Annotated in this window: 23 protein-coding genes; 10 read left to right on the top strand and 13 right to left on the bottom strand. The window is 73.9% G+C overall.

What is annotated here, in order from left to right; all coding sequences use genetic code 11:
* Nucleotide 1 precedes the first annotated feature (1 nt).
* On the top strand, nt 2-427 hold the full coding sequence (locus GA0070611_RS14195) for a cytochrome c oxidase subunit 4 (RefSeq protein ID WP_091664114.1): 426 nt from the start codon (nt 2-4) through the stop codon (nt 425-427).
* A 265-nt stretch (nt 428-692) separates the two neighbouring features.
* Here GA0070611_RS14195 and GA0070611_RS14190 read toward each other — a convergent pair whose 3' ends face one another.
* The 4 genes from GA0070611_RS14190 to GA0070611_RS14175 all read right to left on the bottom strand — a co-directional run bounded on the left by GA0070611_RS14190 (nt 693) and on the right by GA0070611_RS14175 (nt 3617).
* Nucleotides 693-893, bottom strand: a complete 201-nt coding sequence (locus GA0070611_RS14190; protein WP_091664111.1) for a hypothetical protein — start codon at nt 891-893, stop codon at nt 693-695.
* Between the two features lie 119 nt (nt 894-1012).
* Nucleotides 1013-2059 (bottom strand): anthranilate phosphoribosyltransferase, encoded by a 1047-nt coding sequence (gene trpD / locus GA0070611_RS14185; protein ID WP_091664106.1) that lies wholly within the window; start codon nt 2057-2059, stop codon nt 1013-1015.
* 126 nt (nt 2060-2185) lie between these two features.
* Nucleotides 2186-2584, bottom strand: a complete 399-nt coding sequence (locus GA0070611_RS14180) for a response regulator (protein WP_091664102.1) — start codon at nt 2582-2584, stop codon at nt 2186-2188.
* Between the two features lie 82 nt (nt 2585-2666).
* Entirely contained in the window at nt 2667-3617 is a 951-nt protein-coding gene (locus GA0070611_RS14175; protein ID WP_091664097.1) for a cytochrome c oxidase assembly protein, read from the bottom strand.
* Nucleotides 3618-3725: 108 nt separating this feature from the next.
* Between GA0070611_RS14175 and ctaE the strand changes: the two genes are divergently transcribed.
* The 5 genes from ctaE to GA0070611_RS14150 all read left to right on the top strand — a co-directional run bounded on the left by ctaE (nt 3726) and on the right by GA0070611_RS14150 (nt 9013).
* Entirely contained in the window at nt 3726-4325 is a 600-nt protein-coding gene (gene ctaE / locus GA0070611_RS14170; protein WP_091664092.1) for an aa3-type cytochrome oxidase subunit III, read from the top strand.
* A 72-nt stretch (nt 4326-4397) separates the two neighbouring features.
* On the top strand, nt 4398-5231 hold the full coding sequence (qcrC, locus tag GA0070611_RS14165; RefSeq protein WP_091664088.1) for a cytochrome bc1 complex diheme cytochrome c subunit: 834 nt from the start codon (nt 4398-4400) through the stop codon (nt 5229-5231).
* Nucleotides 5232-5298: 67 nt separating this feature from the next.
* Nucleotides 5299-6384 (top strand): cytochrome bc1 complex Rieske iron-sulfur subunit, encoded by a 1086-nt coding sequence (gene qcrA / locus GA0070611_RS14160; RefSeq protein ID WP_091664085.1) that lies wholly within the window; start codon nt 5299-5301, stop codon nt 6382-6384.
* The gene (gene qcrB / locus GA0070611_RS14155) at nt 6381-8012 is read left to right on the top strand and encodes a cytochrome bc1 complex cytochrome b subunit (RefSeq protein WP_091664080.1); all 1632 of its coding nucleotides are present in this window, start codon (nt 6381-6383) and stop codon (nt 8010-8012) included. The genes qcrA and qcrB overlap by 4 nt, the downstream gene beginning before the upstream one ends.
* A 329-nt stretch (nt 8013-8341) precedes the next feature.
* The gene (locus tag GA0070611_RS14150; protein ID WP_091664077.1) at nt 8342-9013 is read left to right on the top strand and encodes a DUF4142 domain-containing protein; all 672 of its coding nucleotides are present in this window, start codon (nt 8342-8344) and stop codon (nt 9011-9013) included.
* Between the two features lie 65 nt (nt 9014-9078).
* Here the strand turns inward: GA0070611_RS14150 and GA0070611_RS14145 are convergent, their stop codons facing one another.
* From GA0070611_RS14145 to GA0070611_RS14125, 5 genes are all read right to left on the bottom strand, one after another.
* Nucleotides 9079-9366 (bottom strand): Lrp/AsnC family transcriptional regulator, encoded by a 288-nt coding sequence (locus GA0070611_RS14145; RefSeq protein WP_091664073.1) that lies wholly within the window; start codon nt 9364-9366, stop codon nt 9079-9081.
* Between the two features lie 36 nt (nt 9367-9402).
* Complete coding sequence (locus GA0070611_RS14140; protein ID WP_091672903.1) at nt 9403-10242, bottom strand: nucleotidyltransferase family protein; 840 nt, start codon at nt 10240-10242, stop codon at nt 9403-9405.
* Between the two features lie 320 nt (nt 10243-10562).
* Nucleotides 10563-11102 (bottom strand): NUDIX hydrolase, encoded by a 540-nt coding sequence (locus GA0070611_RS14135; protein WP_091664068.1) that lies wholly within the window; start codon nt 11100-11102, stop codon nt 10563-10565.
* 89 nt (nt 11103-11191) lie between these two features.
* Nucleotides 11192-12982, bottom strand: coding sequence for a RelA/SpoT family protein (locus GA0070611_RS14130; protein ID WP_091664065.1), 1791 nt, complete (start codon nt 12980-12982; stop codon nt 11192-11194).
* Between the two features lie 127 nt (nt 12983-13109).
* Nucleotides 13110-14867, bottom strand: coding sequence for a DEDD exonuclease domain-containing protein (locus GA0070611_RS14125; protein ID WP_091664061.1), 1758 nt, complete (start codon nt 14865-14867; stop codon nt 13110-13112).
* Nucleotides 14868-14994: 127 nt separating this feature from the next.
* Here GA0070611_RS14125 and GA0070611_RS14120 point away from each other — a divergent pair, with 127 nt between their 5' ends.
* From GA0070611_RS14120 to GA0070611_RS14105, 4 genes are all read left to right on the top strand, one after another.
* Entirely contained in the window at nt 14995-16428 is a 1434-nt protein-coding gene (locus GA0070611_RS14120) for an NYN domain-containing protein (protein WP_091664057.1), read from the top strand.
* 186 nt (nt 16429-16614) lie between these two features.
* Nucleotides 16615-16830 carry a hypothetical protein gene (locus GA0070611_RS14115; protein WP_091664054.1) on the top strand — a complete coding sequence of 72 codons (216 nt, stop codon included), beginning with the start codon at nt 16615-16617 and terminating at the stop codon, nt 16828-16830.
* Nucleotides 16831-16987: 157 nt separating this feature from the next.
* Nucleotides 16988-18247 carry a M48 family metallopeptidase gene (locus GA0070611_RS14110; RefSeq protein ID WP_091664049.1) on the top strand — a complete coding sequence of 420 codons (1260 nt, stop codon included), beginning with the start codon at nt 16988-16990 and terminating at the stop codon, nt 18245-18247.
* On the top strand, nt 18244-19368 hold the full coding sequence (locus tag GA0070611_RS14105) for a glycosyltransferase family 4 protein (RefSeq protein ID WP_091664044.1): 1125 nt from the start codon (nt 18244-18246) through the stop codon (nt 19366-19368). The genes GA0070611_RS14110 and GA0070611_RS14105 overlap by 4 nt, the downstream gene beginning before the upstream one ends.
* Nucleotides 19369-19376: 8 nt before the next feature.
* Here the strand turns inward: GA0070611_RS14105 and GA0070611_RS14100 are convergent, their stop codons facing one another.
* The 4 genes from GA0070611_RS14100 to GA0070611_RS14085 all read right to left on the bottom strand — a co-directional run bounded on the left by GA0070611_RS14100 (nt 19377) and on the right by GA0070611_RS14085 (nt 24536).
* Nucleotides 19377-21071, bottom strand: a complete 1695-nt coding sequence (locus GA0070611_RS14100) for a putative bifunctional diguanylate cyclase/phosphodiesterase (protein WP_091672901.1) — start codon at nt 21069-21071, stop codon at nt 19377-19379.
* 82 nt (nt 21072-21153) lie between these two features.
* Nucleotides 21154-21966: an SAM-dependent methyltransferase gene (locus tag GA0070611_RS14095; RefSeq protein ID WP_091664041.1), complete on the bottom strand. Its 813-nt coding sequence runs from the start codon at nt 21964-21966 to the stop codon at nt 21154-21156.
* A 199-nt stretch (nt 21967-22165) separates the two neighbouring features.
* Entirely contained in the window at nt 22166-22834 is a 669-nt protein-coding gene (locus tag GA0070611_RS14090; RefSeq protein WP_088972416.1) for a response regulator transcription factor, read from the bottom strand.
* Nucleotides 22835-22841: 7 nt separating this feature from the next.
* Nucleotides 22842-24536: a GAF domain-containing sensor histidine kinase gene (locus GA0070611_RS14085; RefSeq protein WP_091664037.1), complete on the bottom strand. Its 1695-nt coding sequence runs from the start codon at nt 24534-24536 to the stop codon at nt 22842-22844.
* Nucleotides 24537-24540: the final 4 nt, after the last annotated feature.

Here is a 24540-nt window from a genome sequence, read left to right as displayed (position 1 = left end):
CATGAAGACCGAGTGGAAGATCTTCCTGATCATCTCGACGTTCCTGTTCGGCGCCACGATCCTCTACGGCGCCTGGACGGCCGGCGACTCCGGCCGGGTCGAGTGGGTCGGCACCGTGGCCCTGCTCCTGTCGGGCCTGCTCACCACCATGTGCGGCGGCTTCTTCTGGTTCGTCTCGCGCCGTATCGACCTGCGGCCGGAGGACCGGCCGGACGGCGAGATGGCCGACGGCGCGGGCGAGATCGGCTTCTTCAGCCCGGGCAGCTACTGGCCGTTCGGCCTGGCCCTGTCCGCCGCGATCGCCGGCCTCGGCCTGGTCTACTGGCAGGCCTGGCTGCTGGGCGCGGGCCTGGTGGCCGTGATCTTCGCCGCCTGCGGCCTGCTCTTCGAGTACTACACCGGCACCCGCCGGACCGCCGAGCACTGACCTGACGGCGTCGAGAGGCCCGCGTCCCCACCGGGGACGCGGGCCTCTCCGCACACCCACCCGCCCCCCGACCGGATCTCCACCCGCCCCGCCCCGCGCCGCCCCCGCCGACCGCTGCGTCGATCAAGGATTTTGTGTCGGCCGGGACGCGGATCCCGACGCAACCCCTTGATCACCGGACCGGACCGGGCCGAGGTGGGCCGGGCGGGGCGAGACCGGGTCGGGGCAGGTCGCGGTGAGGCCGAGGGACGGGGGAGAGGGGCGCTCAGGCGGCGCGGCGGCGGGGAACGGCGCGGCGGTGGGCCAGGCGCGGGGCGCGGAAGGCGAAGGTGGCGATCAGCACGGCCCCGCCGCAGCCGGTGCAGACCAGCTCGGGGCAGTCGGCGTCGTGCCCGTCGGCGCAGGGCGGCGTCTCGAACAGCACCACGCCCTCGCAGGTGTCGCAGTAGAGCTCGCGGTCCGACACGGGCGTCTCCTCTCGTTCCGGCGCCGCCGGGCGACACGGTCACCATCGGCGGAAATCGGAAAATTACTCCCGCGTAGTTTGGCACGCCGGTCCGACACTTTCCCGGCCGGACCCGTCGGTCAGAGGCTGCGGGCGACGTCGAGCCAGCGGTCCAGGGCGGCCGCTGCGGCGCCCGAGTCGATCGACTCGGCGGCCCGGTCCATGCCGGCCCGCAGCGCCCCGGTCAGGTCCCCGTCGAGCGGGCCCTGGGTGGCCAGCGCCGCCCCGGCGTTCACCAGCACCGCGTCGCGCACCGGGCCGGTCTCCCCGGCCAGCAGCCGGTGGGCCACCCCGGCGTTGTACGTGGCGTCTCCGCCCCGCAGGTCGGCGAGGGTGGCCCGGGGTACCCCGAGGTCCACCGCGTCCACCAGCGCCTCTCTGACCGTGCCCTGCTGGGCCACCCAGAGGCGGGTGGGGGCGGCGGTGGTGAACTCGTCCAGCCCGTCCTCGCCGCGCATCACCACGACCGAGTCGCCGCGGGCCGCGAAGACGGCCGCCATCACCGGGGCCATCCGCAGGTCGAAGCAGCCGACCGCGCCGGCCCGGGGGCGGGCGGGGTTGGTCAGCGGGCCGAGGAAGTTGAAGAAGGTGGGCACGCCCACCTCGCGCCGGACCGGGCCGGCGTGGCGCATGCCCGGGTGGAACCGGGCCGCGAAGCAGAAGCCGATCCCGGCCTCGGTCACGCAGCGGGCCACCTGCTCGGGGTCGAGGTCCAGCGGGATGCCGAGGTGCTCCAGCAGGTCGGCGGTGCCGCAGGAGGAGGAGGCGGCACGGTTGCCGTGCTTGACCACGCGCACCCCGGCGCCGGCCACCACCAGCGCGGTCATGGTGGAGATGTTGACCGTGTGGGCGAGGTCGCCGCCGGTGCCGACCACGTCCAGCGCGGTGGCCCGGATCTCCTCGGGCAGCTCGACCTCGACCGACCGGCCCAGCATCGCCTGCACCAGGCCGGCCAGCTCGGCGGGGGTCTCGCCCTTGGCGCGCAGTGCCACCGCGAAACCGGCCATCTGGGCCGGGCCGGCCGCGCCGGTCATGATCTCGTCCATCGCCCAGGCGGTGTCGGCGGTGGAGAGCTCCTCACCGCGCAGCAGCGCGTTGAGCAGAAGCGGCCAGGTCCGATCGCCCATGGCGGGCCTCCCGAGCGGCGTGGATTGCGGGTGTGGCGACGGGCCACGGCCGCGTCGACGTGGCACCGGACGACGGCTCCGCGCCGCGGCGTCGGATGCGCCGCGGGGGAGCCGTCGGGGGCTGGTTCAGGCCGCGGCGTGCGTGCGGCGCAGCAGTTCGGCGACCGTGGTGCCGGCGGTCACCGGGTCGAGCGGGTAGGTGAGGGTGGCGTCGACCTCGGCGTACGCGGCCAGCCAGCGGTCGGCCGCCCGGGCGATCACCACGCAGGTCGGCGGGGCGTCGTCCCGGTCGTCCTTGATCTGCCGGGCGATGCCGATGCCCCCGCCCGGGGACGCCTCACCGTCGAGCAGGAGCAGGTCGATCTCGTAGTCGTCGACCAGCCGGACGCACTCGGCGTACGCGGCGGCCTCCACGAACTCGATCTCCAGGCCGGGCGCGGGCCGGGTGCCGACGGCCAGCCGCATCCGGTCGCGGACCTTGGGGTCGTCGCTGTAGAGCAGGACGGTGCACACACGCTCACTCATGGCTGGCTTGGCTCCCACCTCGTAGCTGCCCGCTGATCGTAGCGGGCGTCACATCCGGCCGGACCGCCCGCCCTCGCGGGGCTCAGGCCGCGGTCTCCGCGGCGCGTTGGCGGGCCTCCTGGCGGTCCAGCTCGCGGTCCATCCGGCGGGCCTCGCGCTCGGACTGCTTGATCCACTGTACGACCAGCACGGCCAGCATGGTGACGCTGACGATCTCGCCGCCGGCCCAGAGCACGCCGCCGGCCACCACCTGGTCGTTGCGCGGGTCGGACCAGGCCAGGCCCAGCGACGGGTACCAGTCGCCGCCGAGCAGCGTGGTGCTCTGCATGATGGTCAGCCCGAGCACCGTGTGGAACGGCACGGAGAGCAGCATCAGCAGCGCCCGGGCCGGGTACGGCCAGCGGCCGGGGAGCGGGTCCAGGCCCAGCAGCGGCCAGAAGAACACGCAGCCGGTGGCGATGAAGTGGGCGTGCACCAGTTCGTGCGCCCACTCGTGCTGGAGCGTGTAGTGGTAGAGATCGGTGAAGTAGAGCGCGAACGGGTTCACCACGAAGATGGCGAACGCCACCAGCGGGAAGCTGTAGACCTTGGCGACCCGGCTGTGCACGATCGCCAGCAGCCGCTTGCGGGGCCGCACCGGCAGGGTGCGCAGGGCCAGGGTGACCGGCGCGCCGAGGGCCAGGAAGATCGGCGCGATCATGGACAGCACCATGTGCTGCACCATGTGCACCGACAACAGCGTGGTGTCGTACGCGCCCAGCCCGCTGAGCGTCACGGCGGCGATGCCGCCCAGGCCGGGGCCGAGGAAGCAGACGGTGCGCAGCACCGGCCAGTGGTCGCCGCGCAGCCGCAGCCGGTGGACGCCGTAGAGGTAGAGGCCGGCGGCGAGCAGCAGCCCGAGGGTCAGCCAGCTGTTCAGCTCGAACTCGGTGAAGACCCGGGCGACGGTGAACGGCGGCGGGACGCTGCCGCCGCTCGCCAGGGACGCGGAGGCGTCCGAGGTGGCGGCGAGGATCTGATCGACGTGCAGCACGCTTTTCAGGGTAGGTCAGGCGAAGCGGACGACCCCGATCGGGCCTTTGACGGCACAGGTTTGCCACCCCGCTGATCCTCGGTCCCGGTCAAGGGCAATAATGACCGCGTGACTGCGGCCCCAGCCATTGACAAGAGCCGGATCCACTCCCTGACGCGTCCCAACATGGTCAGCGTCGGGACGATCGTGTGGCTCTCCAGCGAACTCATGTTCTTCGCGGCGCTGTTCGCGATGTACTTCTCGATCCGCGCGGCGGCGCCGGAGCAGTGGGAGAAGCACACCGAGGTCCTCAACATCCCCTACGCGACCACCTTCACGGTGATCCTGGTGTTGTCCTCGGTGACCTGCCAGCTCGGTGTCTTCGCGGCCGAGAAGGGCGACGTGCACGCCCTCCGCCGGTGGTTCACGATCACCTTCGTGATGGGTCTGATCTTCGTCCTCGGCCAGGCGAACGAGTACCGCAACCTGGTCCACGAGGGCGTCAAGATCAACGCCGACGGGTACGGGTCGATGTTCTATCTCACCACCGGCTTCCACGGCCTGCACGTGACCGGCGGTCTGATCGCGTTCATCATCTTCATGATCCGCACCACCATGGGCCGGTTCACCCCGGCGCAGGCGACGTCGGCCATCGTCGTGTCCTACTACTGGCACTTCGTGGACGTCGTGTGGATCGGGCTCTACGCCATGATCTACTGGCTCCAGTGATCTTGGCGCGTCACGTACCGCGCCGCTGCTCCGTCCCCTGAGACAAGGTCCAACCGGTTAAGGACACAGGTCATGACTTCTGACAACGACCGCCGACGCGGTCTGCTCGCGCGGCTGCGCGGGCGGCCCGTGGCGCGCAGCAGGGGCCGCCGCCGGCTGGGTGCCGCGGTCCGCCTGATCGCCGCGCTGACGCTGGCCGGCGGCGCCTACACCGTCTTCGCCCCCGGCGTGCAGGCGCAGGACAACCCGCCCCTGAGCGCCGCCGCCAACGAGGGCAAGGCGCTGTTCGACGTGAGCTGTGTGACCTGTCACGGTCGCAACGCCCAGGGCGTCGAGGGACGTGGTCCGAGCCTGATCGGCGTCGGGTCGGCCTCGGTCGAGTTCCAGGTCAGCAGCGGCCGCATGCCGATGGCCCGGCAGGAGGCCCAGGCCATGCGGAAGCCTCCGGTCTTCACCGACGAGCAGGTCCGCCAGCTCGGCCAGTACATCCAGGAGCTCGGCGGCGGCCCGCAGGTGCCGCAGGGCAACCTGCGCGAGGGCGCCAACCTCTCCACCGGTGGCGAGCTGTTCCGGATCAACTGCTCGCAGTGCCACGCGTTCGGCGCGGGCGGCGGCGCGCTCTCCTCGGGCAAGTACGCGCCCAGCCTGAAGCCGGCCAGCGACCGGCAGATCTACGCCGCCATGCTGAGCGGCCCGCAGAACATGCCGGTGTTCGGCGACAACCAGATCACTCCGGAGCAGAAGGCGGACATCATCGCCTACATCCAGGAGACCCTGAAGACCGACCAGGACCAGGGCGGTTTCAACCTGGGCCGGTACGGCCCGTCGACCGAGGGTCTGGCGATCTTCCTGGTCGGCATCGTCGCGCTGGTCTTCGCGAGCCTGTGGATTGCGGGCAAGTCGTGACCGGGCGGAACATTGGTTTCAGCGCTGTGGCGTCGGCCAGCGACGCCACCCGTAGCGAGGTGACGGCATGAGCACCCACACCGGGCAGCAGGCCCCCCAGGGCCGGGAGCCGCTCGACGTGAACGACCCCCGGCTCTCCCGGTTCGACATCGTCCTGGAGGGCGCGCGTCGGGACGACATCGAGATCGTCCACTACGAGGAGCAGGTCGTCCCGGGCAGCAAGGCCGAGCGCCGGATGACCCGTACGGTCGCCTCGTTCTTCTGGCTGACCGGCATCTTCGCCACCGCGTTCCTGGTGGTCTACATCTGGTGGCCCTGGAAGTGGGAGGCGGGCCGCGGCGGGGACAAGTTCTACACCCCGCTGCTCGGCCTGACCCTCGGCCTGGCGCTGCTCGGCATCGGCTTCGGCATCCTCACCTGGGGCAAGAAGCTGCTGCCCAAGGAGGTCTCGATCCAGGACCGGCACGACCAGCCGGGCCCGGCGGAGGACCGCAGGATCACCGGCGAGACCATGCGTTACCTCGCCGACGAGATGGGCGTCCGGCGTCGTCCGCTGCTGGGCCTGTCGGCCCTCGCGGGTCTCGCCCCGGTCGCCGCGGTCGCCGCCGCGCCGCTGGTCGGTGGCCTGATCTCCAACCCGCACAAGAACAACCAGATGTTCACCACCGGCTTCGCGCCGAAGGACGGCAAGAAGATCCGGCTGATCCGCGAGGACGGCCGGCCGATCCGCCCGGCCGACGTCAGCGCCGGTGGCCAGCTCACCGTCTTCCCGGGCATCGACGGCGGGGTCAGCAACAAGCACGCCGACTCGCCGACCCTGCTGATCCACCTCCGTGAGGACGACGCCCAGAAGTCGCGTGCCGCCAACGCCCGGGAGGGCCACGGCGACTACATGTGGGGCAACTACGCGGCGTTCTCCAAGGTCTGCACGCACGCGGGCTGCCCGGCCAGCCTCTACGAGCAGCAGACCAACCGTCTGCTCTGCCCGTGCCACCAGTCGCAGTTCCTCATCACCGACAACGCCAAGCCGGTCTTCGGCCCGGCCAGCCGGCGGCTCCCGCAGCTGCCGATCGAGGTGGACGAGGAGGGCTTCTTCGTGGCGAGGTCCGACTACACCGAAACCATCGGTCCCGACTTCTGGGAGCGGCCATGAAGCGCCGAAAGTTTGACGTAGCAGCGGTGCCGGGCAAGGCCGCCGGGGCGGTCGACGACCGCTTCCAGGTGGCGACGCCGCTGCGCAAGCTGCTGAACAAGGTCTTCCCCGACCACTGGTCCTTCCTGCTGGGCGAGATCGCGCTCTTCTCGTTCGTCGTCCTGCTGCTGACCGGTGTGTTCCTGACCTTCTTCTACGAGCCGGCGATGACCGAGGTGGTCTACGACGGCAGCTACGCGCCGCTGCGCGGCACCCCGATGTCCGCCGCGTACGCCTCCAGCCTGGACCTGTCGTTCGACGTCCGGGGTGGTCTGGTCATGCGGCAGATGCACCACTGGGCGGCCCTGATGTTCATGGCCGCGATCGTGGTGCACATGCTGCGGGTCTTCTTCACCGGCGCGTTCCGCAAGCCGCGGGAGACCAACTGGATCATCGGCTCGCTGCTGTTCTGGGTCGGTTTCCTGGCCGGCTTCACCGGCTACTCGCTGCCGGACGACGGCCTCTCCGGCACCGGTCTGCGGATCGCCTCCGGCATCATGCTGTCGATCCCGGTGGTCGGCTCCTGGGTCACCTCGTCGGTCTTCGGCGGGGAGTTCCCGGGCACCATCATCATCAGCCGGTTCTTCATCGCCCACGTGCTGCTGATCCCCGGTCTGCTGGTGGCGCTGATCAGCGTCCACCTGGGCCTGGTCTTCAAGCAGAAGCACACCCAGTGGCCCGGCCCCGGCCGGACCAACGAGAACGTGGTCGGCGAGCGGATGTTCCCGCGCTACGCGCTCAAGCAGGGCGGCTTCTTCATGGTCGTCTTCGGCGTGATCGCGCTGCTCGGCGGCCTGTTCCAGATCAACCCGATCTGGTACTTCGGCCCGTACGAGGCGTGGGTGGTCTCGGCCGCCAGCCAGCCCGACTGGTACGTCATGTTCCTCGACGGCTCGACCCGCCTCATGCCGGCATGGGAGATCAACATCCCGATCGGTGACGGGTACGTCATCCCGCCGCTGTTCTGGCCGACGGTCGTGCTCCCCGGCATCCTGGTCGGCCTGTCGACGATGTACCCGTTCCTGGAGGCCCGCCGGCTCAAGGACTACAAGCACCACAACCTGCTCCAGCGGCCGCGCGACGTGCCGGCCCGGACCGCGGTGGGCGCGATGGCGGTCGCGTTCTACCTGGTGCTGACCCTCTCCGGGGCCAACGACGTCATCGCCGACAAGTTCCACATCAGCCTGAACGCGATGACCTGGGCCGGCCGGATCGGCATTCTGATCGTGCCGCCGTTGGCCTACTACGTCGCGTACCGGATCTGCCTCGGTCTGCAGCAGCACGACCGCGAGGTGCTGGCGCACGGCGTGGAGACCGGCATCATCAAGCGGCTGCCGGACGGTCGGTTCATCGAGGTCCACCAGCCGCTCAGCGCGGCCGACGGCCACGACGGGCACGCACCGGCGCTGGACTACGTGGGCTGGGTCGTCCCCAAGAAGATGAACCGGCTGGGCGCGCTCGGCCCGGCGATCCGGGGCTTCTTCTACCCGATGGAGAAGCCGGCCGAGGCGCCGGTCTCGCCGGGACACCCGCCGGTCGAGCCCCGCGCCGAGCGGGAGGAGATCGGCAGCGGCGAGAGCCGCCGCTGACCCGCAGCGTACGAACGCCCGTGGCGCCCGCCGGATCCCTCCGGCGGGCGCCACAGGCGTTTTCGCACCGTGTCTTTCGGTCCCGCCCGCCGGATCCCTCCGGCGGGCGCCACGGGCGTTTCCGCGCCGTGTTTTTCGGTCCCGCCCGCCGGATCCCTCCGGCGGGCGCCACGGGCGTTTCCGCGCCGATCGCCCCCTCCCGCCCACTCCGTGATCGACGGTGCCGCTCCGCCACGCCGCCGCCCCCGGACACTGCACGGGTGGAAACGCAGGAATAACCCCGGTCAGCCGGGTATCCGTGCGGTCCAACGTCTCAAGGGGGGGAAAGCATGTTGGGAATCAAACGCCTGGGCCTGCTGGCCGCGCTGGTGCTCGTCGGGCTGGCGCCGGCTGCGGCGGCACAGGCCGCGGCGCAGCCGTCGACGCAGGACACCCAGTACCTGCAGGCGGTGCACCAGGTGAACCTGGCGGAGATCGCGAGCGGCAACCTGGCCCAGCAGAAGGGCCAGAACCAGCAGGTAAAGGACCTGGGTAAGCAGTTCGTGACGGACCACACCCAGCTGGACCAGACGGTGCAGAGCACCGCTCAGCAGCTGAACGTCCAGTTGCCGTCCGACCCGACCGCGGACCAGCAGAAGGTCATCAACAAGCTGAACAACCTCAGCGGCGCCGAGTTCGACAAGGCGTGGGTGACCGCCGAGCTGGCCGGCCATGTCGCGGCCATCCAGGCCACGCAGACCGAGATCTCGCAGGGTTCCGAGCAGTCGGTGGTCCAGCTGGCCCAGGACGCCCTGCCGGTCCTCCAGGCGCACTACGACGCACTGGTCGCCCTGGCCCAGACCCTGGGCGTCCCGGTCCCGCAGACCAGCGCCAGCGGCACGCCCGGCCCGGGCGGCAGCACGGCGCCGGCTCCGGGCGGCACCGAGTCCCCGGCCCCGGGCGGCAGCAGCGAGGCGCCGGCCCCGGGCACCACGGAGAGCCCGGCGCCCAGCCAGAGCTGACGCGGTACGGCTGAGGCGTGGCCGGTCCGACCCCTCGGGGCGGGCCGGCCACCCGCGTACCCGGGTCAGTCGGCGTTGGCCAGCCCGATCGCGAACGCCTCCTCCAGGTCGTGCTGGGAGTACGCGCGGAACGCGATGTGCGACTCGGTGTTCAGCACCCCGGGCACCTTGGAGATGCGTCCGGCGATGACCTGCGCGATCTGCTCGAACTCGCGGACCCGGACCACGGCGATCAGGTCGACGTGACCGGCCACCGAGTAGACCTCGCTGACGCCGGGCAGGTTGGCCAGGGTCTCGGCCACCTCGGGAATGGAGTCGGTGGCGCAGTCGATCATGACGATCGCGGTGATCACGGGACATTTCTCCGTTCGTCGGCGTCGTCGCCCATGCTAAGTCCTCGCCGGGACGGTCAGGTCCGCGCCGGCCCGGATCACGTCAGTGAGCCGCTCGTCCTCGCGTACCGTCGCGCCCGGCCAGATCACCGCCCGGGTGAGCGCGCCCCGGACCGTCGCCCCGGCGCCCACCACCGCCCGGTCCACCGGCCCGGTGACCGTCGCGGTCGGGTCGACGAGGCTGCCGCCGCCGGCCGCGTGCAGGTTCGCGGCCAGGTAATCGGCCGGCGTGCCGGTGTCGTAGAAGACTCCCCGGTAGGGCACCACCTCCAGCGCACCCGCCGCCTCCGCCGGCCGCCACACCGCCCGGACCAGGTCGCCGAAGGTCGCCGGCAGGTCGCGGACCAGCCGCCAGGGCAGCAGCGAGAAACCCACGAAGCGGTGGCCGCTGAAGGTGCCCGGTGCCGTCGGGTCCGCCGCCGGCTGACCCAGCAGGCGTACGCTGCGCCCGTCCCACCCGTCCAGCAGCGCCGCCACGTCCGGTCCCGGCGGGGCGGCCGGATCCGCCAGGTACGCGTCGGCGTTGCCGACCAGCACGCCCCGCCCGGCGATCCAGTCCCGCAGGTTGCCCAGCCCGCCCGCGGTGCCGAGCGGGTCGCCCGGCTCGACCGAGAGGTGGGCCCGCGACCCGACCCGCGTCACCACCTGGTCGCCCAGGTAGCAGGCGTTCACCGCGACCCGCTCCGGGCCGGTGAGGCCCAGCCCGGCCAGCCGGTCCAGGGCCCGGTCCAGCAGCGGCACGTTGCCCACCGGGCAGAGCGCCTTCGGCACCGACAGGGTCAGCGGCCGCAGCCGGGTGCCCTCCCCGGCGGCGAGCACCACCGCACAGACGTCCACCGCCTTCCGCCCGGCCCCCGCCGCGCGACCGGGCCCGGGTCGGGTACGGCCGTCCGCCGATTCCGGGCCGGCGGTGCGCTGGGGGCCGGTGCTGCTCTCCGGGCCGGGGGCGCCCTGCCTGCCGGCGGGGCCTTCCGGATCGCCGGGGCGTTCCGGATCCACGGGGCCCCCGGGAGCCGGGGGACGGGCCGGACCGGTGGCGCCGGTCGGACCCTCTCCGCCGCTCGGGCCGGTGCCGGCCCGGCCGGCGGGTCCGCTGGGCCGGCCCGGGCCGGCGGGACCGGTGGAACCCCGCGCCCCGCCGGGGCGGCGCGCGCCGGTCACGCGCCCGGCGCCGTCGCCGGCGGTGTCCCGCCCGCGGCCGGGCCGATGCCGTAGTGACCGAGCAGGTTGGCGGTGGCCCGGCTGAGCCGGGGCAGGTCGTCCAGCGGGTGCCAGGCCGCCTCGAAGACCTCGGCGCCGTCCACCGCCAGCTCGGTGGTCGAGGCCGGCACCTCGGTCTCGAAGACCACGTCCACCCAGCCCTTGGCGTGCACCACCGCGTTCGGCACGGCCGGGCGGAGCCGGTCGGGGGAGAGCCGGACGCCGGACTCCTCGTACAGTTCGCGGGCGGCGCCGACGATCGGGTTCTCGCCGCGTTGCAGCAGCCCGGCCGGCAGGGTCCAGCTGTAGCCGGGCGGCTGGCGCAGCAGCAGGATCCGGCCCGCGCCGGTGGCCTCGGCGTCGCGGACCAGGGTGACCGCGCCGACCACGTACTTCGGTACGGCGAGCCGGACCAGCCGGCGGCGCAGCGGCACCGGCAGGCGGTAGAAGAGCTGGTAGCCGAGGGCTCGTCCGGTGGCTCGTGCGCGGGGGATCATGCCTTCAGGCTAGTGGCCGGCCGGGGTCGAGGGGTGAGGGGCGTTCAGGTACCCGGTCGGCGGGCGGTGGCCGCGGCCCGGAGCCGCGGTCAGGGGCGGTGGTCGACGAGGTGGATCAACTGCTCGACGACGGTGTCCGGCTCGACCGCCCGGTCGAAGACCGCGACCAGCATCGTCTCCAGGTCGGGGTAGCCCAGCTCCTCGGAGAGCCGCAGCAGCGGCAGGTCGCTGGCCAGCCCCCGGTTGTGCTTGCGCAGCGCCAGGCCGATGCTGGCCCGGCCGAGGCGTACCTTGTCGGCGATCGAGATGCCCGGCTCGGTGTGCTCGGCGAACCAGCGGTTGATCTGCATCTGGGCGTGCGGCGACTTGACGAAGCCCAGCCACTCCCGGCGCGGCCCGCGCGGCGCCACGTCGGCCTCGAAGCCGCTCTCCGCGTCGCTCTCGGTGAAGATCTCCACCACGTCGCCCTCCTCCAGCTCGGAGGAGAGCGGGGCCAGCCGGCCGTTGATCCGCGCGGCGAGGCAGTGGTCGCCCCGCTCGGTGCCCAGCTCGTACGCGAGGTCGACCGGGGTCGCGCCGGCCGGCAGGACGATCTGCCGCCCGTCGGCGACCACCTGGATCTGGGTCTCCGCCAGGTCGCAGCGCAGGGAGGCCATGAACTGGGTCGGGTCGACGGTCTCCTGCTCCCAGTCGAGCACCCGGCGCAGCCAGGCCAGCTCGTCGGACCGGTCGGCGCCCCGCGCGGCGGCCCGCGGGAAGCGGTACTGGGCGGCCACCCCGTACTCGGCGGCGCGGTGCATCTCCTCGGTGCGGATCAGCACCTCGACGGTGCGGTCCTGCGGGCCGCAGACGCTGGTGTGCAGCGACCGGTAGAGGTTGTTCTTGGGGGAGGCGATGAAGTCCTTGAACCGCCCCGGCACCGGGCGCCAGAGCCCGTGCACCGCGCCGAGCGCGGCGTAGCAGTCGGTGGCCGGCCCGTCCACCACGATCGCGATGCGCGGCAGGTCGTACGGGGCGGCGTGGCCGCCCGACACGGTGTCCTTCCAGATCGAGTAGAGGTGCCGGGGACGGGGGGAGACCTGCGCGTCGACCCGGTTGCGGCGTAGCGCCACCTTCGTCTGCGCCACCACGTCGTCGAGGTACGCGTCCCAGCCCGGCCGGTCGTGCACGAAGCGGGAGAGCCGGGTGTGCTCCTCGGGTTGCAGGTGCAGCAGCACCACGTCGTCCAGCTCGCGCTTGAGGGTCTGGATGCCGAGCCGGTCACAGAGCGGGACGAGCACCTCCAGCGTCTTGCCGGCGATCCGCTCCCGGGAGGCGGCGGAGCGTACGCCCAGGGTGCGCATGTTGTGCAGCCGGTCGGCCAGCTTGATCACCAGCACCCGGACGTCCTTGCCGGCCGCGACGATCATCTTGCGGACGGTCTCCGCCTCGGCGGCCTTGCCGTAGAACGCCTTGTCGAACTTGGTCACCCCGTCGACCAGGTGGGCCACCTCGCGGCCGAAGTCCTCCTGGAGCGCCTGGAGGGTGTAGCGGGTGTCCTCGACCGTGTCGTGCAGCAGCGCGGCGACCAGGGTGATGGTGTCCATGCCGAGGTCCGCGCAGATCTGCGCGACGGCGAGCGGGTGGGTGATGTACGGCTCGCCGCTCTTGCGGAACTGCCCGCGGTGCATGTTCTCGGCGATCGTGTACGCCCGGCGCAGCACCGAGGCGTCGGCGCTGGGGTGGATGCCGCGATGGGCGCGGACCAGGGCGGTGACCGGGTCGCCGTCGGCGGTGGGCCAGGTGAGCAGGGCGCGCAACCGCCGGCTCAGCGGCAGCTCGCCGGGCTGGGTCGGCAGGGCGCCCCCCAGGGCGGCGCCATGTCCGGCGTCGACGTCCACCTGGGACACCTCCTCACCCCCGCTCCGGGCCGCCGGGGCCGGCGACCGGGAGCAGGCCCGCGAATCGGGCAGGACTGCACTTCTCTAACAGCCTAAGCGAGTCGACGTCGTCCGATCGGACACTTGGTCATGAGCGTTCGGTCGAGAGTTGGTGGGACCCCCCGTTTTCCGCCTTGGCCAGCAGGGCCCGGAACCGGCCCGCGCCGCCGGTCGGCGAGGCCCACCCGGACGAGGCCTCCACCAGCCGGGTCTCCGGTCGCTCCAACCAGGACAGGATGCGTTCGGACTCCTCGGCGGTGGCCGCCGGCACCGGGCCGTGACCGGGCAGCACCGTCTCGGCGGTAGCCCGGATCGCGACGATGGTCGGTCGAGGGTGGACGCCGGGCGGCGAGACGCCCGCGCCGGCCAGCCGGCCGTGCCGGACCAGGGCCAGCTCCCAGCCGCCCCGGGCGGCCGGGCGGGCGGCGGCCAGCTCGGCGATGCCGGTGAGGGCGGCCAGCCGCTGCATCCGGACCGCCGCGCGCAGCACCGCGGCCAGTCGGGAGCGGACCACCGCGGCCTCCTCGTACCGCTGGGCGGCGGAGAGCGTCTCGATCCGGGCGAGCAGGGCGTCCACCACCACCTGGGGGTCGCTGGTGGTGGCGGTGCGGAACGGGGTGGCGGCGCGGTGCTCGTACTCCTCCGGGGTGATCCGGTGCTCGCAGGGCGCCGGGCAGCGACCCAGCTCGGCCAGCGCGCAGGCCGGCATGGTGGTGCGCCGGGAGAGCCGGTGGGTGCACTGGCGCAGCGGCACCGCGTCGTGGAAGCCGGCGGCGGCCAGCTCGGCGGCCTGCTTGGAGCGGAACGGGCCCAGGTAGGCGGTGTCGGTGGGGGCGATGTCCCGGACGATCGACAGCCGGGGGTACGCCTCGTCGGTCAGTTTCAGCCACACCTGGCGTTCCGGGTACTTGGAGCGCCGGTTGTACGGCGGCGCGTGCGCCGCGATCAGCCGCAGCTCGCGCACCTCGGCCTCCAGCGAGTGCGCGCACTCCACCGCCTCGACCCGCTCGGCGGCGGCCAGCATCTCCGAGATCCGGGCCCGCTTCTCGCCGGCGGTGAAGTAGCTGCGGACCCGGGTGGCGATGTCGCCCGAGGTGCCGACGTAGAGCGGGCGGTCGTCGGCGGCGCGGAAGATGTAGACCCCGGGCACCTTCGGCAGCCCGTCGGCGAGGTGCCGCTTGCGGCGCTGGGTGGGGGTGACCGCCCGGGCGAACTCGATCGCCTCGCCGACGGTGTCCACCCGGTGCCCGCCGAGCCGGCCGATCAGCCCGTGCAGCACGTCGACGGTGGCCTTGGCGTCGTCGAGCGCCCGGTGCGTCGGCTGGGTGGTGGTGCGGAAGAACGCCGCGAGGGTGCCCAGCTTGCGGTTGGGCACCTCGTCGCGGGTCAGCACCCGGCGGGCCAGCGCGGCGGTGTCCAGCACCCGCGGGTTGGGCCAGCGGTAGCCGTGCCTCGCGCAGGCGGCCTTGAGGAAACCCACGTCGTAGGGGGCGTTGTGGGCGACCAGCACGGCGTCGGAGATGAACTCCAGGAAGCTCGGCAGCACCTGCTCGATCGGCGGCGCGGGCAGCAGCATGGCCTGGGTGATGCCGGTCAGCACGGTGATGAAGGGCGGGATCGGCACGCCCGGGTTGACCAGGGTGGCGAGCACGCCCAGCTCCTCGCCGCCGCGCACCTTCACCGCGCCGATCTCGGTGATCCCGCCGCCGTCGGGCGCGCCGCCGGTGGTCTCCAGGTCGACCACCACGAAGGTGGTCGCGTAGAGCGGCAGCGCGGGGTCGACCCCGTCACCCGGCGCCCGGTCCAGGCCGGCCAGCGCCTCCTGGACGTACTCCCCAGTCGTCACCCGCGGCACGCTAACGGCCGGGTGCGACACTCCCGTCCCAGCCGTCCCCTCCGTTACCACGGGGATAGGATGAGAGATCGGCTCACTCACCGGGCGGTGGGCCCGTTCGGGGTGGGAGACTTGCCACATGCCCCTCACCGAGCCGCACGACGACCGCTCCTCGCTGGAGGAGCCGGTGGTCGACGGGCACGTCGGTGAGGCCACCGGGGACGACCCGGCCGACCCGGGCGCGGAGACCGACGCGGGCGCGCCCGAGCCGGAGCCGATCCTGCCCGAGCCGGTCCGCCAGCGGATCGTGGCGTTGACCGCCGCCGTGCTGCCCGGCCTGCCCGCCGACGAGGTGCCGGTGCCGTTGCGCCGGGTCGCCAAGTTCGCCCCCAACCGGCGGGCCCGACTCGGCGCGCCGGCCATCGCCGCCCAGCTCACCGCCGACCCGCTGTTCCGGCAGCGGGTCACCGCCCGGGTGCTGGCCGACGCCGGTGACCTGGGCGCGGCCGTGGTGTCCGGGACCGCGCCGGCCGCCGCCGACCCGGTCGAGGTGGCCGCCCTGGCGTACCTGGCCCGCCCCCGGGGCTGGCGGGACCTGATCGAGTCCAGCGGCGCGGCGGTCCGCGCCGAGGCGGACACCGCGGTCGTCGCCGAACTGGTCCGCGAGGCCGAGCAGCGGGCCACCCGCGCCGAGCACGACCGGGCGGTGGCCCGGGTCGAGGCCGAGAAGCTCCGCGACGAGCTGGCCCGGGTGCGTGAGGAGCTGAACCAGATCCGCGAGGAGAACCGGCAGCTCAGCCGTACCCTGCGGGAGACCCAGGCGCGGGAGCGCAAGGCCACCGAGCTGCTCGCCACCGAGCGGGGCCGGGCCACCCGGGCGGCCGCCGACACCGACGCCGAGCTGCGCCGGGCCCGGGCCCGGCTGGCCGAGGCGGAGGCCGCCGCCGGGGTGGCCCGGGCCAGCGCCAAGGAGGCCCGGTCGGTCGACGACGCCCGGCTGTGGCTGCTGCTGGAGACCATCGGTCAGGCCGCCGTCGGGCTGCGCCGGGAGCTGGCCCTCGACCCGGTCGACCGGCTGCCCGCCGACTTCGTCGGCGACGCCTTCGCCGACCAGTCGGCGGCCACCCCGGCCGGCGCGTCCGCCCGGGCCCGGGACACCGACGACCCGGCCCGGCTGGACCAGCTCCTCGCCCTGCCCAAGGCGCACCTCGTGGTGGACGGCTACAACGTCACCAAGCGGGGCTTCGGCGAGATGTCCCTCGAACAGCAGCGCAAACGCCTGATCAGCGGGCTCGGCGGGATCGCCGCGCAGACCGGCGACGAGGTCACCGTGGTCTTCGACGGCGCCGAGCGGATCCACGGGCTGCCGCCCGCGCCGCGCGGCGTACGGGTGCTCTTCTCCCGCAAGGGGGAGACCGCCGACGAGCTGATCCGCCGCCTGGTCCGGGCCGAGCCGGCCGGCCGGCCGGTGGTCGTGGTCTCCTCCGACCGCGAGGTCGCCGACGGGGTGCGCCGGCACGGCGCGTACCCGCTGGGCGCGGACTCGCTGCTGCGTCGCCTGGCCCGCTCCTGACCTCCGTACCGGGCCCCGCCCGGTCGCCGTGGCGCGAGCCCGTCGGGGTCGCCCCTTGATGATCGGATTCGGGGCGGCTGCTGCCTCGTTGTCCGGTTCTGTCGTACCCCTGGCCTAGCGTCGTGGTGACCGACGGTGCTCGGGCGGTCCGCCGTCCGCCACCGCCGACCGCGTCAGGAGGCATGGATGCTCATCGACTGCGACACGTGCGGGATCCGTGGGGCCGGTTGCTCCGGCTGTCTGGTGACCGCGCTGCTCGACACCGGCCCGGCGGCCGACCTGGGGCCGGCCGAGCTGCGCGCGATGGAGGTGTTCGCCCGCGCCGGCTTCGAGGTGGAGGTGCTGCCGGCCTCGTCCGCCCCACCGGTCCGTCGCCCCGGCCGGCGTCGCCGCGTCGCCTGACCCGCCCGGTCGCCGGGCCGTCGCGGTCGTCGCGACATCCCGGGTCCGGGCCGGCCGCGGGCTCCCGGCTCGGCGCGGCGGCGCCGGGCAATAGGATGGGCGCTCTCGGCGGGAGGAGCGGCATGGGACGGGCGGGCCACGACGGCGGGGTACGGCGGTGAGCCCGCGCGGCTGGGCGGTGCTGACCCTGGCCGGGCTGCTCGTCGCCCTGGTGGTCGCCGGGGCGCTGCTGATCCCGTGGGGCCGGCCGCCGGCCCCGCGCGCCGACCAGCTGGCCGCGCTGCGGGCACTGCCGGTCGAGCAGGTGGCCCGGGGGCGGGCCTTCCACGGCGCGCTGCGCCCCGCCGGCTGGTCCGCGCTCGCCGTCGGCCTGGTGGTGGCGCTGGTGCTCGGGCTCACCCCGCTGGGCGGCCGCATCGTCACGCTCGTCGGCCGCCCCTTCCACGACCACTGGATCGCCCAGGCGGTGCTCGGCGGGCTGGCCGTGATGTTCCTCGCCGACCTGCTCACCCTCCCGTTCGCCGCCTGGCGGCAGACCGTGCTCACCCGGTACGGGCTGAGCACCCAGGGCTGGGCCGGCTGGGCCGCCGACCTGCTCCGGTCGTACGCGGTCAGCGCGGTCATCGGCGCGCTGGTGCTGCTCGGCTTCTACTCGGTGGTCCGCCTCGCGCCGCGCTGGTGGTGGGCGTTCGGCGCGGCCGGGGCCGCCGCGCTGGTGGTGCTGCTGTCGTTCGTGCTGCCGGTGCTGGTCGAGCCGGTGTTCAACCGGTTCACCCCGATGGAGCAGGGGCCGCTGCGCACCGAGCTGATCAGCATGGCCGCCCGCGACGGCGTACCGGTGCGCGACGTGCTGGTCGCCGACGCCTCCCGGCGGACCCGGGCGGTCAACGCGTACGTCTCCGGGCTCGGGCCGACCCGGCGGGTGGTGGTCTACGACACCCTGCTGCGCGAGGCCACCCCGGAGGAGGTGACCAGCGTCGTCGCGCACGAGTTGGGGCACGCCAAGGACCGGGACGTGTGGACCGGCACCCTGACCGGGGCGCTCGGCGCCGCGCTCGCCGTGGTGGCGCTCTACCTGCTCGGCTCCTGGGCGCCGCTGCTGCGCCTGGCCGGCGTCGACCGGATCACCGCCCCCGCCGCGTTCCCGCTGCTGATCGCGTTGATCAGCGTGGCCGGCCTGCTGGCCACCCCGGTGCAGGCCCTGGTGTCGCGGCGGGTGGAGGCCCGGGCCGACGCGCACGCGCTGGCGCTCACCGGCGACCCGGTCACCTTCGAGGCAATGCAGCGCCGGCTCGCCGGGGTCAACCTGGCCGACCCCGACCCGCCCCGCTGGGAGCACCTCTGGTCGGCGTCCCACCCGTCCACCGTGGAGCGGATGGCCGCCGCCCGCGCCTACGCCAGGGAGCACGGCAGATGAGCCGGACCTTGCTGATCACCAACGACTTCCCGCCCCGCCCCGGCGGCATCCAGTCCTTCGTGCACCAGCTCGCCGTACGCCAGCCCGCCGGGTCCGTGGTGGTCTACGCGTCGAGCTGGCGGGGGGCCGACAAGTTCGACGCCGACCAGCCCTTCGAGGTGGTCCGGGAGCACACCAAGGTGCTGCTGCCCACCCCGCTGGTCGCCCGCCGCGCGGCGAAGCTGGCCCGGGCGTACGACTGCGACACGGTCTGGTTCGGCGCGGCGGCCCCGCTCGGGCTGCTCGCGGCGGGGCTGCGCCGGCGGGCCGGCATCCGGCGGGCGGTGGCCCTGACCCACGGGCACGAGGCCGGCTGGGCGACGCTGCCCGGGGCCCGCGCCGCGCTGCGCCGGATCGGCCGGGGCGTGGACGTCACCACCTACCTCGGCGAGTACACCCGGTCCCGGCTGGCGAAGGTGCTGGACGGGGTGACCGAGCTGCGCCGGCTCGCGCCCGGCGTGGACGTGGACACCTACCACCCGTCGGTCGACGGGGAGCGGGTCCGGGTGCGGCTGGGCCTCGCCGACCGGCCGGTGGTGGTCTGCGTGTCCCGGCTGGTCCCGCGCAAGGGACAGGACATGCTGATCCGCGCCCTGCCGGAGATCCGCCGTCGGGTGCCGGACGCCGCGCTGCTGATCGTCGGGGGCGGCCCCTACCGGGCGACGCTGGAGAAGCTGGCCCGGCAGACCGGGGTGGAACGCGACGTCGTCTTCACCGGCTCGGTGCCCTCGGCCGAGCTGCCCGCCCACTACGCCGCCGGCGACGTCTACGCGATGCCCTGCCGGACCCGCAACCGCGGCCTGGACGTGGAGGGCCTGGGCATCGTCTACCTGGAGGCCAGCGCGACCGGGCTGCCGGTGGTGGCCGGTGACTCCGGCGGCGCGCCGGACGCCGTCCGCGAGGGCGAGACCGGCTACGTGGTGCGGGGCCGCGACGTCGCCCAGCTCACCGACCGGGTGGCCACCCTGCTCGCCGACCGGGACCTGGCCCGGCAGCTCGGGGCCGCCGGCCGGGCCTGGGTGGAGCGGGAGTGGCGCTGGGACACCCAGGCCGAGCGGATGGCGGCCCTGCTCGCCGGCTGACCCGGCCCTCAGGCCGTGGTGCCGGACAGGACGGTGACGCCGGAGCGGGCGGGGGAGCGGCCCAGGTGCTGGGCGGCGGGCCCGGGCCGGCCGAAGTGCCAGCCCTGCGCGGCGTCGCAGCCGATCGCGCGCAGCCGGTCGGCCTGCCCGGCGGTCTCCACGCCCTCGGCGGTCACCGTCACGTTCAGCGCGTGCGCCAGCGACACCAGCGAGGCGAGGATCCGCTCGTCGGTGCGGCCGGCCGGATCGTCGGCGGGCTTGCGCAGCCCGGTGACGAACTCGCCGGCCAGCTTCAGCTCGGTCACCGGCAGGCCCCGCAGGTACGCGAGGTTGCAGTAGCCGGTGCCGAAGTCGTCGATGGCGATCCGGACACCCAGGTCGGCCAGCACCCGCAGCGCGCGTACCGGCTCCTCGGCGGTGCTCATCATGGTGCTCTCGGTGATCTCCAGCTGGAGCCGCCCGGGTGGCAGGCCGGTCCGCCGCAGCAGCTCGCGCACCTCGTCCACGAGGTCGGGCCGGCGGACCTGCTGGACGGCCAGGTTCACGCTGACGAACGGGGCGGCCCCGCTGCCGTCGTCCCAGCCGCGGGCCTCCCGGCACGCCTCGGCCAGCACCCAGGCGCCCAGCGGGACGATCAGGCCGGTCTCCTCGGCCAGCCCGATGAAGCTGTCCGGCCGCAGCACGCCCAGCTCCGGGTGCCGCCACCGGACCAGCGCCTCCATGCCGGCCAGCCGCCCGTCGCGCAGCGCCGTCAGCGGCTGGTAGTCGAGATAGAACTCGCCCCGCTCCAGCGCGGTGGGGATGGCGGCGGAGAGGGCGTACCGGGCCAGCTCCTGGCGGTTGCGGTCGGCGTCGAAGATCGACCAGCGGGCGCCGCCGGCCGCCTTGGCCCAGTGCAGGGTGCTGTCGGCGGCCCGCATCAGCTCCATCGGTGAGGTGCCGGCCACCGGCCGCTCGACGATGCCGATGCTGGCCGAGACGGTCAGCTCGTGCCCGTCGACCAGGGCCGGTTCGTTGATCGCGGCGAGCGCCGCCTCGGCCACCCGGATCACGTCGTCGGCGCAGCCGGTCCGCTCGACCAGGATGACGAACTCGTCGCCGCCGAGGCGGGCCACCAGGTGCCCACCGAGGGCCCGGCGCAGCCGCTGCGCCACCGAGACCAGCAGCAGGTCGCCGATCTGGTGGCCGAGGCTGTCGTTGACCACCTTGAACCGGTCCAGGTCGAGGAAGCAGACCCCGACCCGCTCGGCCTCGTCCAGCGCGGCGGCGAGCCGCTCGGTGAACAGCGTGCGGTTGGGCAGCTCGGTCAGCGGGTCGTGGGTGGCCTGGTGGCGGAACCGGGCCTCGCTGTCACGCAGCGCCCGTTCGGCCTGGGCGCGGGCCATCATCGCGGCCCGCCGGATGGACTCCTGCTCGTCGAGGGTGCGGTCACGCAGGGCGCGGGCGTACCCGGTGGCCACCGTGGCCAGCAGCCGGGCCATCCGGTCGTCCACGTCGTCGGCGACCAGGCCCAGGTCGCGGACCAGGCGCAGTTGGATGACCTCGATGGTCCGACCGAGCCCCTCGGCGGAGGCGATGTGCGCCCGGACCAGTTCCGCGCCGACCTGCTGCCCGATCCGCAGGTCGAACGGCTCGGACCGCAGGGCCACGGCGAGCCGCTCGGTGAGCCGCTGCAACAGCGTCTCCAACTGGGCCTGGGTCATCGGCAGGTAGCTCGTGCCGGAGACGGCCTTCGCCCAGGCCCGGGCGAAGACGCCGGGGCAGGAGCGGCCGGTGCCGGCGGTCTCAGCCACCGAGCCGCCCGACCCCGCCCAGGAAGCCCGCCTGCGCGGCGTCCTCGGCCTGCTCGGGCGACTCGGGCCGCCACTGCGGCACCCAGACCACCCCCGGATCGACCAGCGCGAAGCCGTCGAAGAGCGCGGTCAGCTCGGCCCGGCTGCGGAACCAGAGCTGGTTGTCGGTGCGCCGGTAGACGCGTTCGGCCTCGGCCCGCTCGCCGGTCTCGCCGCGTCCCTCGTCGCTGGCCTGGGAGAGGACCAGGTAGCTGCCGGGCGCCAGCGCCTCGCGCAGCGTCCGCAGCATCTCCTCCGGCCGGTCCGCGTACGGGATGAAGTGCAGCACCGCCACCACCATCACGGCCACCGGCCGGGAGAAGTCCAGCAGTCGGGTCACCTCGGGGTGGTGCAGGATCTCCGCCGGCCGGCGCAGGTCCTCCTGCACCACGGTGGCCCGGTCGTTGCCGGCCAGGATCTCCCGGCTGTGCGCCACCGCGATCGGGTCCACGTCGACGTAGACCACCGTGCAGGCCGGGTCGACCCGCTGGGCGATCTCGTGCACGTTGCCGACGGTGGGGATGCCCGAGCCGATGTCGAGGAACTGGCGTACCCCCGACTCGGCGAGGAACTGCACGGCCCGGCGCAGGAAGGCCCGGTTGGCCTGGGCCATCAGCGGCGCCTCCGGGACCGCCTCGACCATGGCCCGGGCGGCGGCCCGGTCGACCGCGAAGTTGTGCGAGCCGCCGAGGTAGTAGTCGTACATGCGGGCGACGCTGGGGCGCTCGATGTCGATCGTGTCCGGTGCCCAGTCCGGCCGTTGCATGCCCTGCCCCTTTTGGTGTCAACCGCCGCGCGGGGTCACCGCCGCGCGAGTCACCCGGGTATTCTGCCCGCCCGTTCTCGTGGTGCAAAGACCACCGTCGCTGCGCGGTCGGCCGCTCACGCTGCGCGGTCGACCGGGCCGCGGACGCGGACGAGGCCCGCGTCCGGATCGGGACGCGGGCCTCGGGCCGTCGGGGTGGTCAGAACTTCGGCGCGTCGGGTGCTTCCAGCAGACCGAGACGGAGCGCGGTCATCAGCGCCTGGGCCCGGTTGGCCGCGCCGAGCTTCTCGTAGAGCTTCGAGATGTGCGTCTTGGCCGTCGACTCGCTGACGAAGAGCTGCTTGGCGATGCCGGCGACGCTCATGCCGTCGGCGAGCAGTCGCAGCACCTGACCCTCGCGGGGGGAGAGCTGCGGCCCGGACGGGGCCAGCCGGCGCTTCATCGCCTCGGCCAGGTCGGCGGCGGTGAACGCGCTGGGGGAGGAGGCGGCGTGCCGGGCGGCGGCCACCACCTCGTCGGCCGGGGCGGTCTTCGGCACGAACGCGCTCGCGCCGGCCTCCAGGGCCCCGAAGAGCTGGTCGTCGCCGGCGTACATGGTCAGCACGACGATGCCCATGGTGGCGCTGGACTTGCGCAGCGCGCGGGTGGCCTCCAGGCCGCTGCCGTCGGGCAGCCGCAGATCCATGATCACCACGTCCGGCTGGAGCGCGCCGGCCTGGCGGACGCCCTCGGCGGCCGTGGCGGCCTCGCCCACGACCTCGAACTGCCGGTCCCGCTCGAAGGCGTGCCGCAGACCCTTGCGGATCAGGTCGTGATCGTCGACAAGGAGAACCTTGGTACGGGTGGCCGGTGTCGGACTAGTGGTCATCCTCGGGTTACTCCCCTTCTGCTGCTGCGGCGCTGCCGCGCACCTTATCGCGCCGGGGCGAGGAGCCGAGTACCACCGCCACCGTCGTGCCGCTGGGCTGCCGCGGGCTGATCTCCAACCGGCCCCGGATACGTTCCGCCCTCTCCGCCATGATCGCAAGACCATAGTGCCCGTCCGGGCGCTGGTCACCGATGCCGTGACCGTCATCCGACACTTCGATCTGGGCGTACGGCGGGTCGACCTCACACGTTACCCACAGGTTCGACGCGCCGGCATGCTTGCGCGCGTTGGTGACCGCCTCCTGGGCGATCCGCAACAGCTCCGCCTCGGTGGCGGCGGGCAGCCGGGCGGTGGACTCGTCCAGCGACAGGTGCACCCGCAGCCCGCCGGACGCGCCGACGGTGCGCGCGTACTCGGCGATCGCGGCGGCCAGCCCACCGTGCCGGTCCACCTCGCTGCGCAGCTCGAACAGGCTCAGCCGCAGCTCGGTGATCACCCGGGTGACCTCCTGGCGCAGGGTGCGCAGCGCCTCGGCGGTCTCCTTCGGGTCCTCGTCGACGTACGCCAGGGCGTTGTCGATGCCGTAGCCGACCATCACCAGCTCCTGGGCCACCCCGTCGTGGATCTCCCGGGCCAGCCGCTGCCGTTCCTCGTTGGTGGCCAGCGAGCGCACCTCGTCGAAGAGCAGCGCGGCCTCCAGGCGCAGCGCGGCCGGGCCGGTCAGCGCGGTCACCCGGGACATCACCGCCGCCGGGTACGCGTGCGCGGCGTCCGCCTCGATCACCACCAGGCCGACCGTGCGGACCCCGGCGACCAGCGGCACGATCAGGGCGGACACCTGCCCGGACTGCCGGGAGCGGGCCTGTGAGCGGCTCGACGTCTGCGGCTGCTGGCTGGCCCACGCGTCGGCGATGGCCGAGTCCGCGTCGAGCGTGGTCTCCCAGTCCACCCGGTCCGCGCCGATCTGGGCCAGCACCACCAGCCGGCCGCCGCCGGAGGCGGAGAGCACCGCGCCCCGGTCGGTGCGGGCGACCATCCGCAGCTCCTCCAGCAGGTGCTCGGAGATGCCGCCCGGGTCGAGGGTCGCGCCGGGGAGCTGGCGGGCCACCGTCCGCAGCTGGGTCAGCAGCCGGGTCGCCTCGGCGTACGGCTGGGGCTTGCCCTCGCCGCGGACCCGCACCACCCGCTGGAACGTGACGGCGGTCCAGATGCCCAGCCCGGCGAGGATCAGCCACTGCGCGCAGACCGCCAGGTAGCCGAGCTGGCCGAGCTGCCGCCCGCCGTCGACCTCGGTGAACGCCGCGCTGAGCAGCAGGGTGGCCGCGGCCACCACGAGCAGCGCCACCCCCTCGGCGTAGCGGCGGCGCAACGCCGTCACGGTGACGGGCACGGCCAGGTACGGCAGCACCGCCGAGGCGCCCAGCCCGCCGGTCACCCCGGTCAGGTGGGTGGCGGCGGCGATCTGGCTGGCGGCCAGGCCGAGGACGACCACCTCGGCGAAGCGGCTGAGCAGCCCGAGCTGGCGGTGTTGCGGGGCCAGCACGGCGGGCAGCCCGGCGATGCCCAGCAGGGCGATCCACCAGAGCGGGGCCAGCTCACCGGTGGCGAACAGGGTCAGGGCGGCGACCAGCGCGAGGAGCACCACGCGCGCGGCGGCGGCGATGGGGCGGGTCTGCGGCTGGCTGGCGGTGGAGGCGGACACCTGA

Source organism: Micromonospora auratinigra, assembly GCF_900089595.1.
GTDB classification, from domain to species: Bacteria; Actinomycetota; Actinomycetes; order Mycobacteriales; family Micromonosporaceae; genus Micromonospora; species Micromonospora auratinigra.
This window is presented reverse-complemented; position numbering and strand designations above follow the sequence as displayed.

What these genes read in the sequence shown, in the direction of transcription:
- trpD (WP_091664106.1), bottom strand. Translation starts at nt 2,059, where the DNA reads ATGGGCGATCGGACCTGGCCGCTTCTGCTCAACGCGCTGCTGCGCGGT.
- qcrC (WP_091664088.1), top strand. Translation starts at nt 4,398, where the DNA reads ATGACTTCTGACAACGACCGCCGACGCGGTCTGCTCGCGCGGCTGCGC.
- GA0070611_RS14135 (WP_091664068.1), bottom strand. Translation starts at nt 11,102, where the DNA reads ATGATCCCCCGCGCACGAGCCACCGGACGAGCCCTCGGCTACCAGCTC.
- GA0070611_RS14180 (WP_091664102.1), bottom strand. Translation starts at nt 2,584, where the DNA reads ATGAGTGAGCGTGTGTGCACCGTCCTGCTCTACAGCGACGACCCCAAG.
- GA0070611_RS14095 (WP_091664041.1), bottom strand. Translation starts at nt 21,966, where the DNA reads ATGCAACGGCCGGACTGGGCACCGGACACGATCGACATCGAGCGCCCC.
- GA0070611_RS14195 (WP_091664114.1), top strand. Translation starts at nt 2, where the DNA reads ATGAAGACCGAGTGGAAGATCTTCCTGATCATCTCGACGTTCCTGTTC.
- GA0070611_RS14090 (WP_088972416.1), bottom strand. Translation starts at nt 22,834, where the DNA reads ATGACCACTAGTCCGACACCGGCCACCCGTACCAAGGTTCTCCTTGTC.
- GA0070611_RS14150 (WP_091664077.1), top strand. Translation starts at nt 8,342, where the DNA reads ATGTTGGGAATCAAACGCCTGGGCCTGCTGGCCGCGCTGGTGCTCGTC.
- GA0070611_RS14120 (WP_091664057.1), top strand. Translation starts at nt 14,995, where the DNA reads ATGCCCCTCACCGAGCCGCACGACGACCGCTCCTCGCTGGAGGAGCCG.
- GA0070611_RS14115 (WP_091664054.1), top strand. Translation starts at nt 16,615, where the DNA reads ATGCTCATCGACTGCGACACGTGCGGGATCCGTGGGGCCGGTTGCTCC.
- qcrB (WP_091664080.1), top strand. Translation starts at nt 6,381, where the DNA reads ATGAAGCGCCGAAAGTTTGACGTAGCAGCGGTGCCGGGCAAGGCCGCC.
- GA0070611_RS14100 (WP_091672901.1), bottom strand. Translation starts at nt 21,071, where the DNA reads ATGACCCAGGCCCAGTTGGAGACGCTGTTGCAGCGGCTCACCGAGCGG.
- GA0070611_RS14105 (WP_091664044.1), top strand. Translation starts at nt 18,244, where the DNA reads ATGAGCCGGACCTTGCTGATCACCAACGACTTCCCGCCCCGCCCCGGC.
- qcrA (WP_091664085.1), top strand. Translation starts at nt 5,299, where the DNA reads ATGAGCACCCACACCGGGCAGCAGGCCCCCCAGGGCCGGGAGCCGCTC.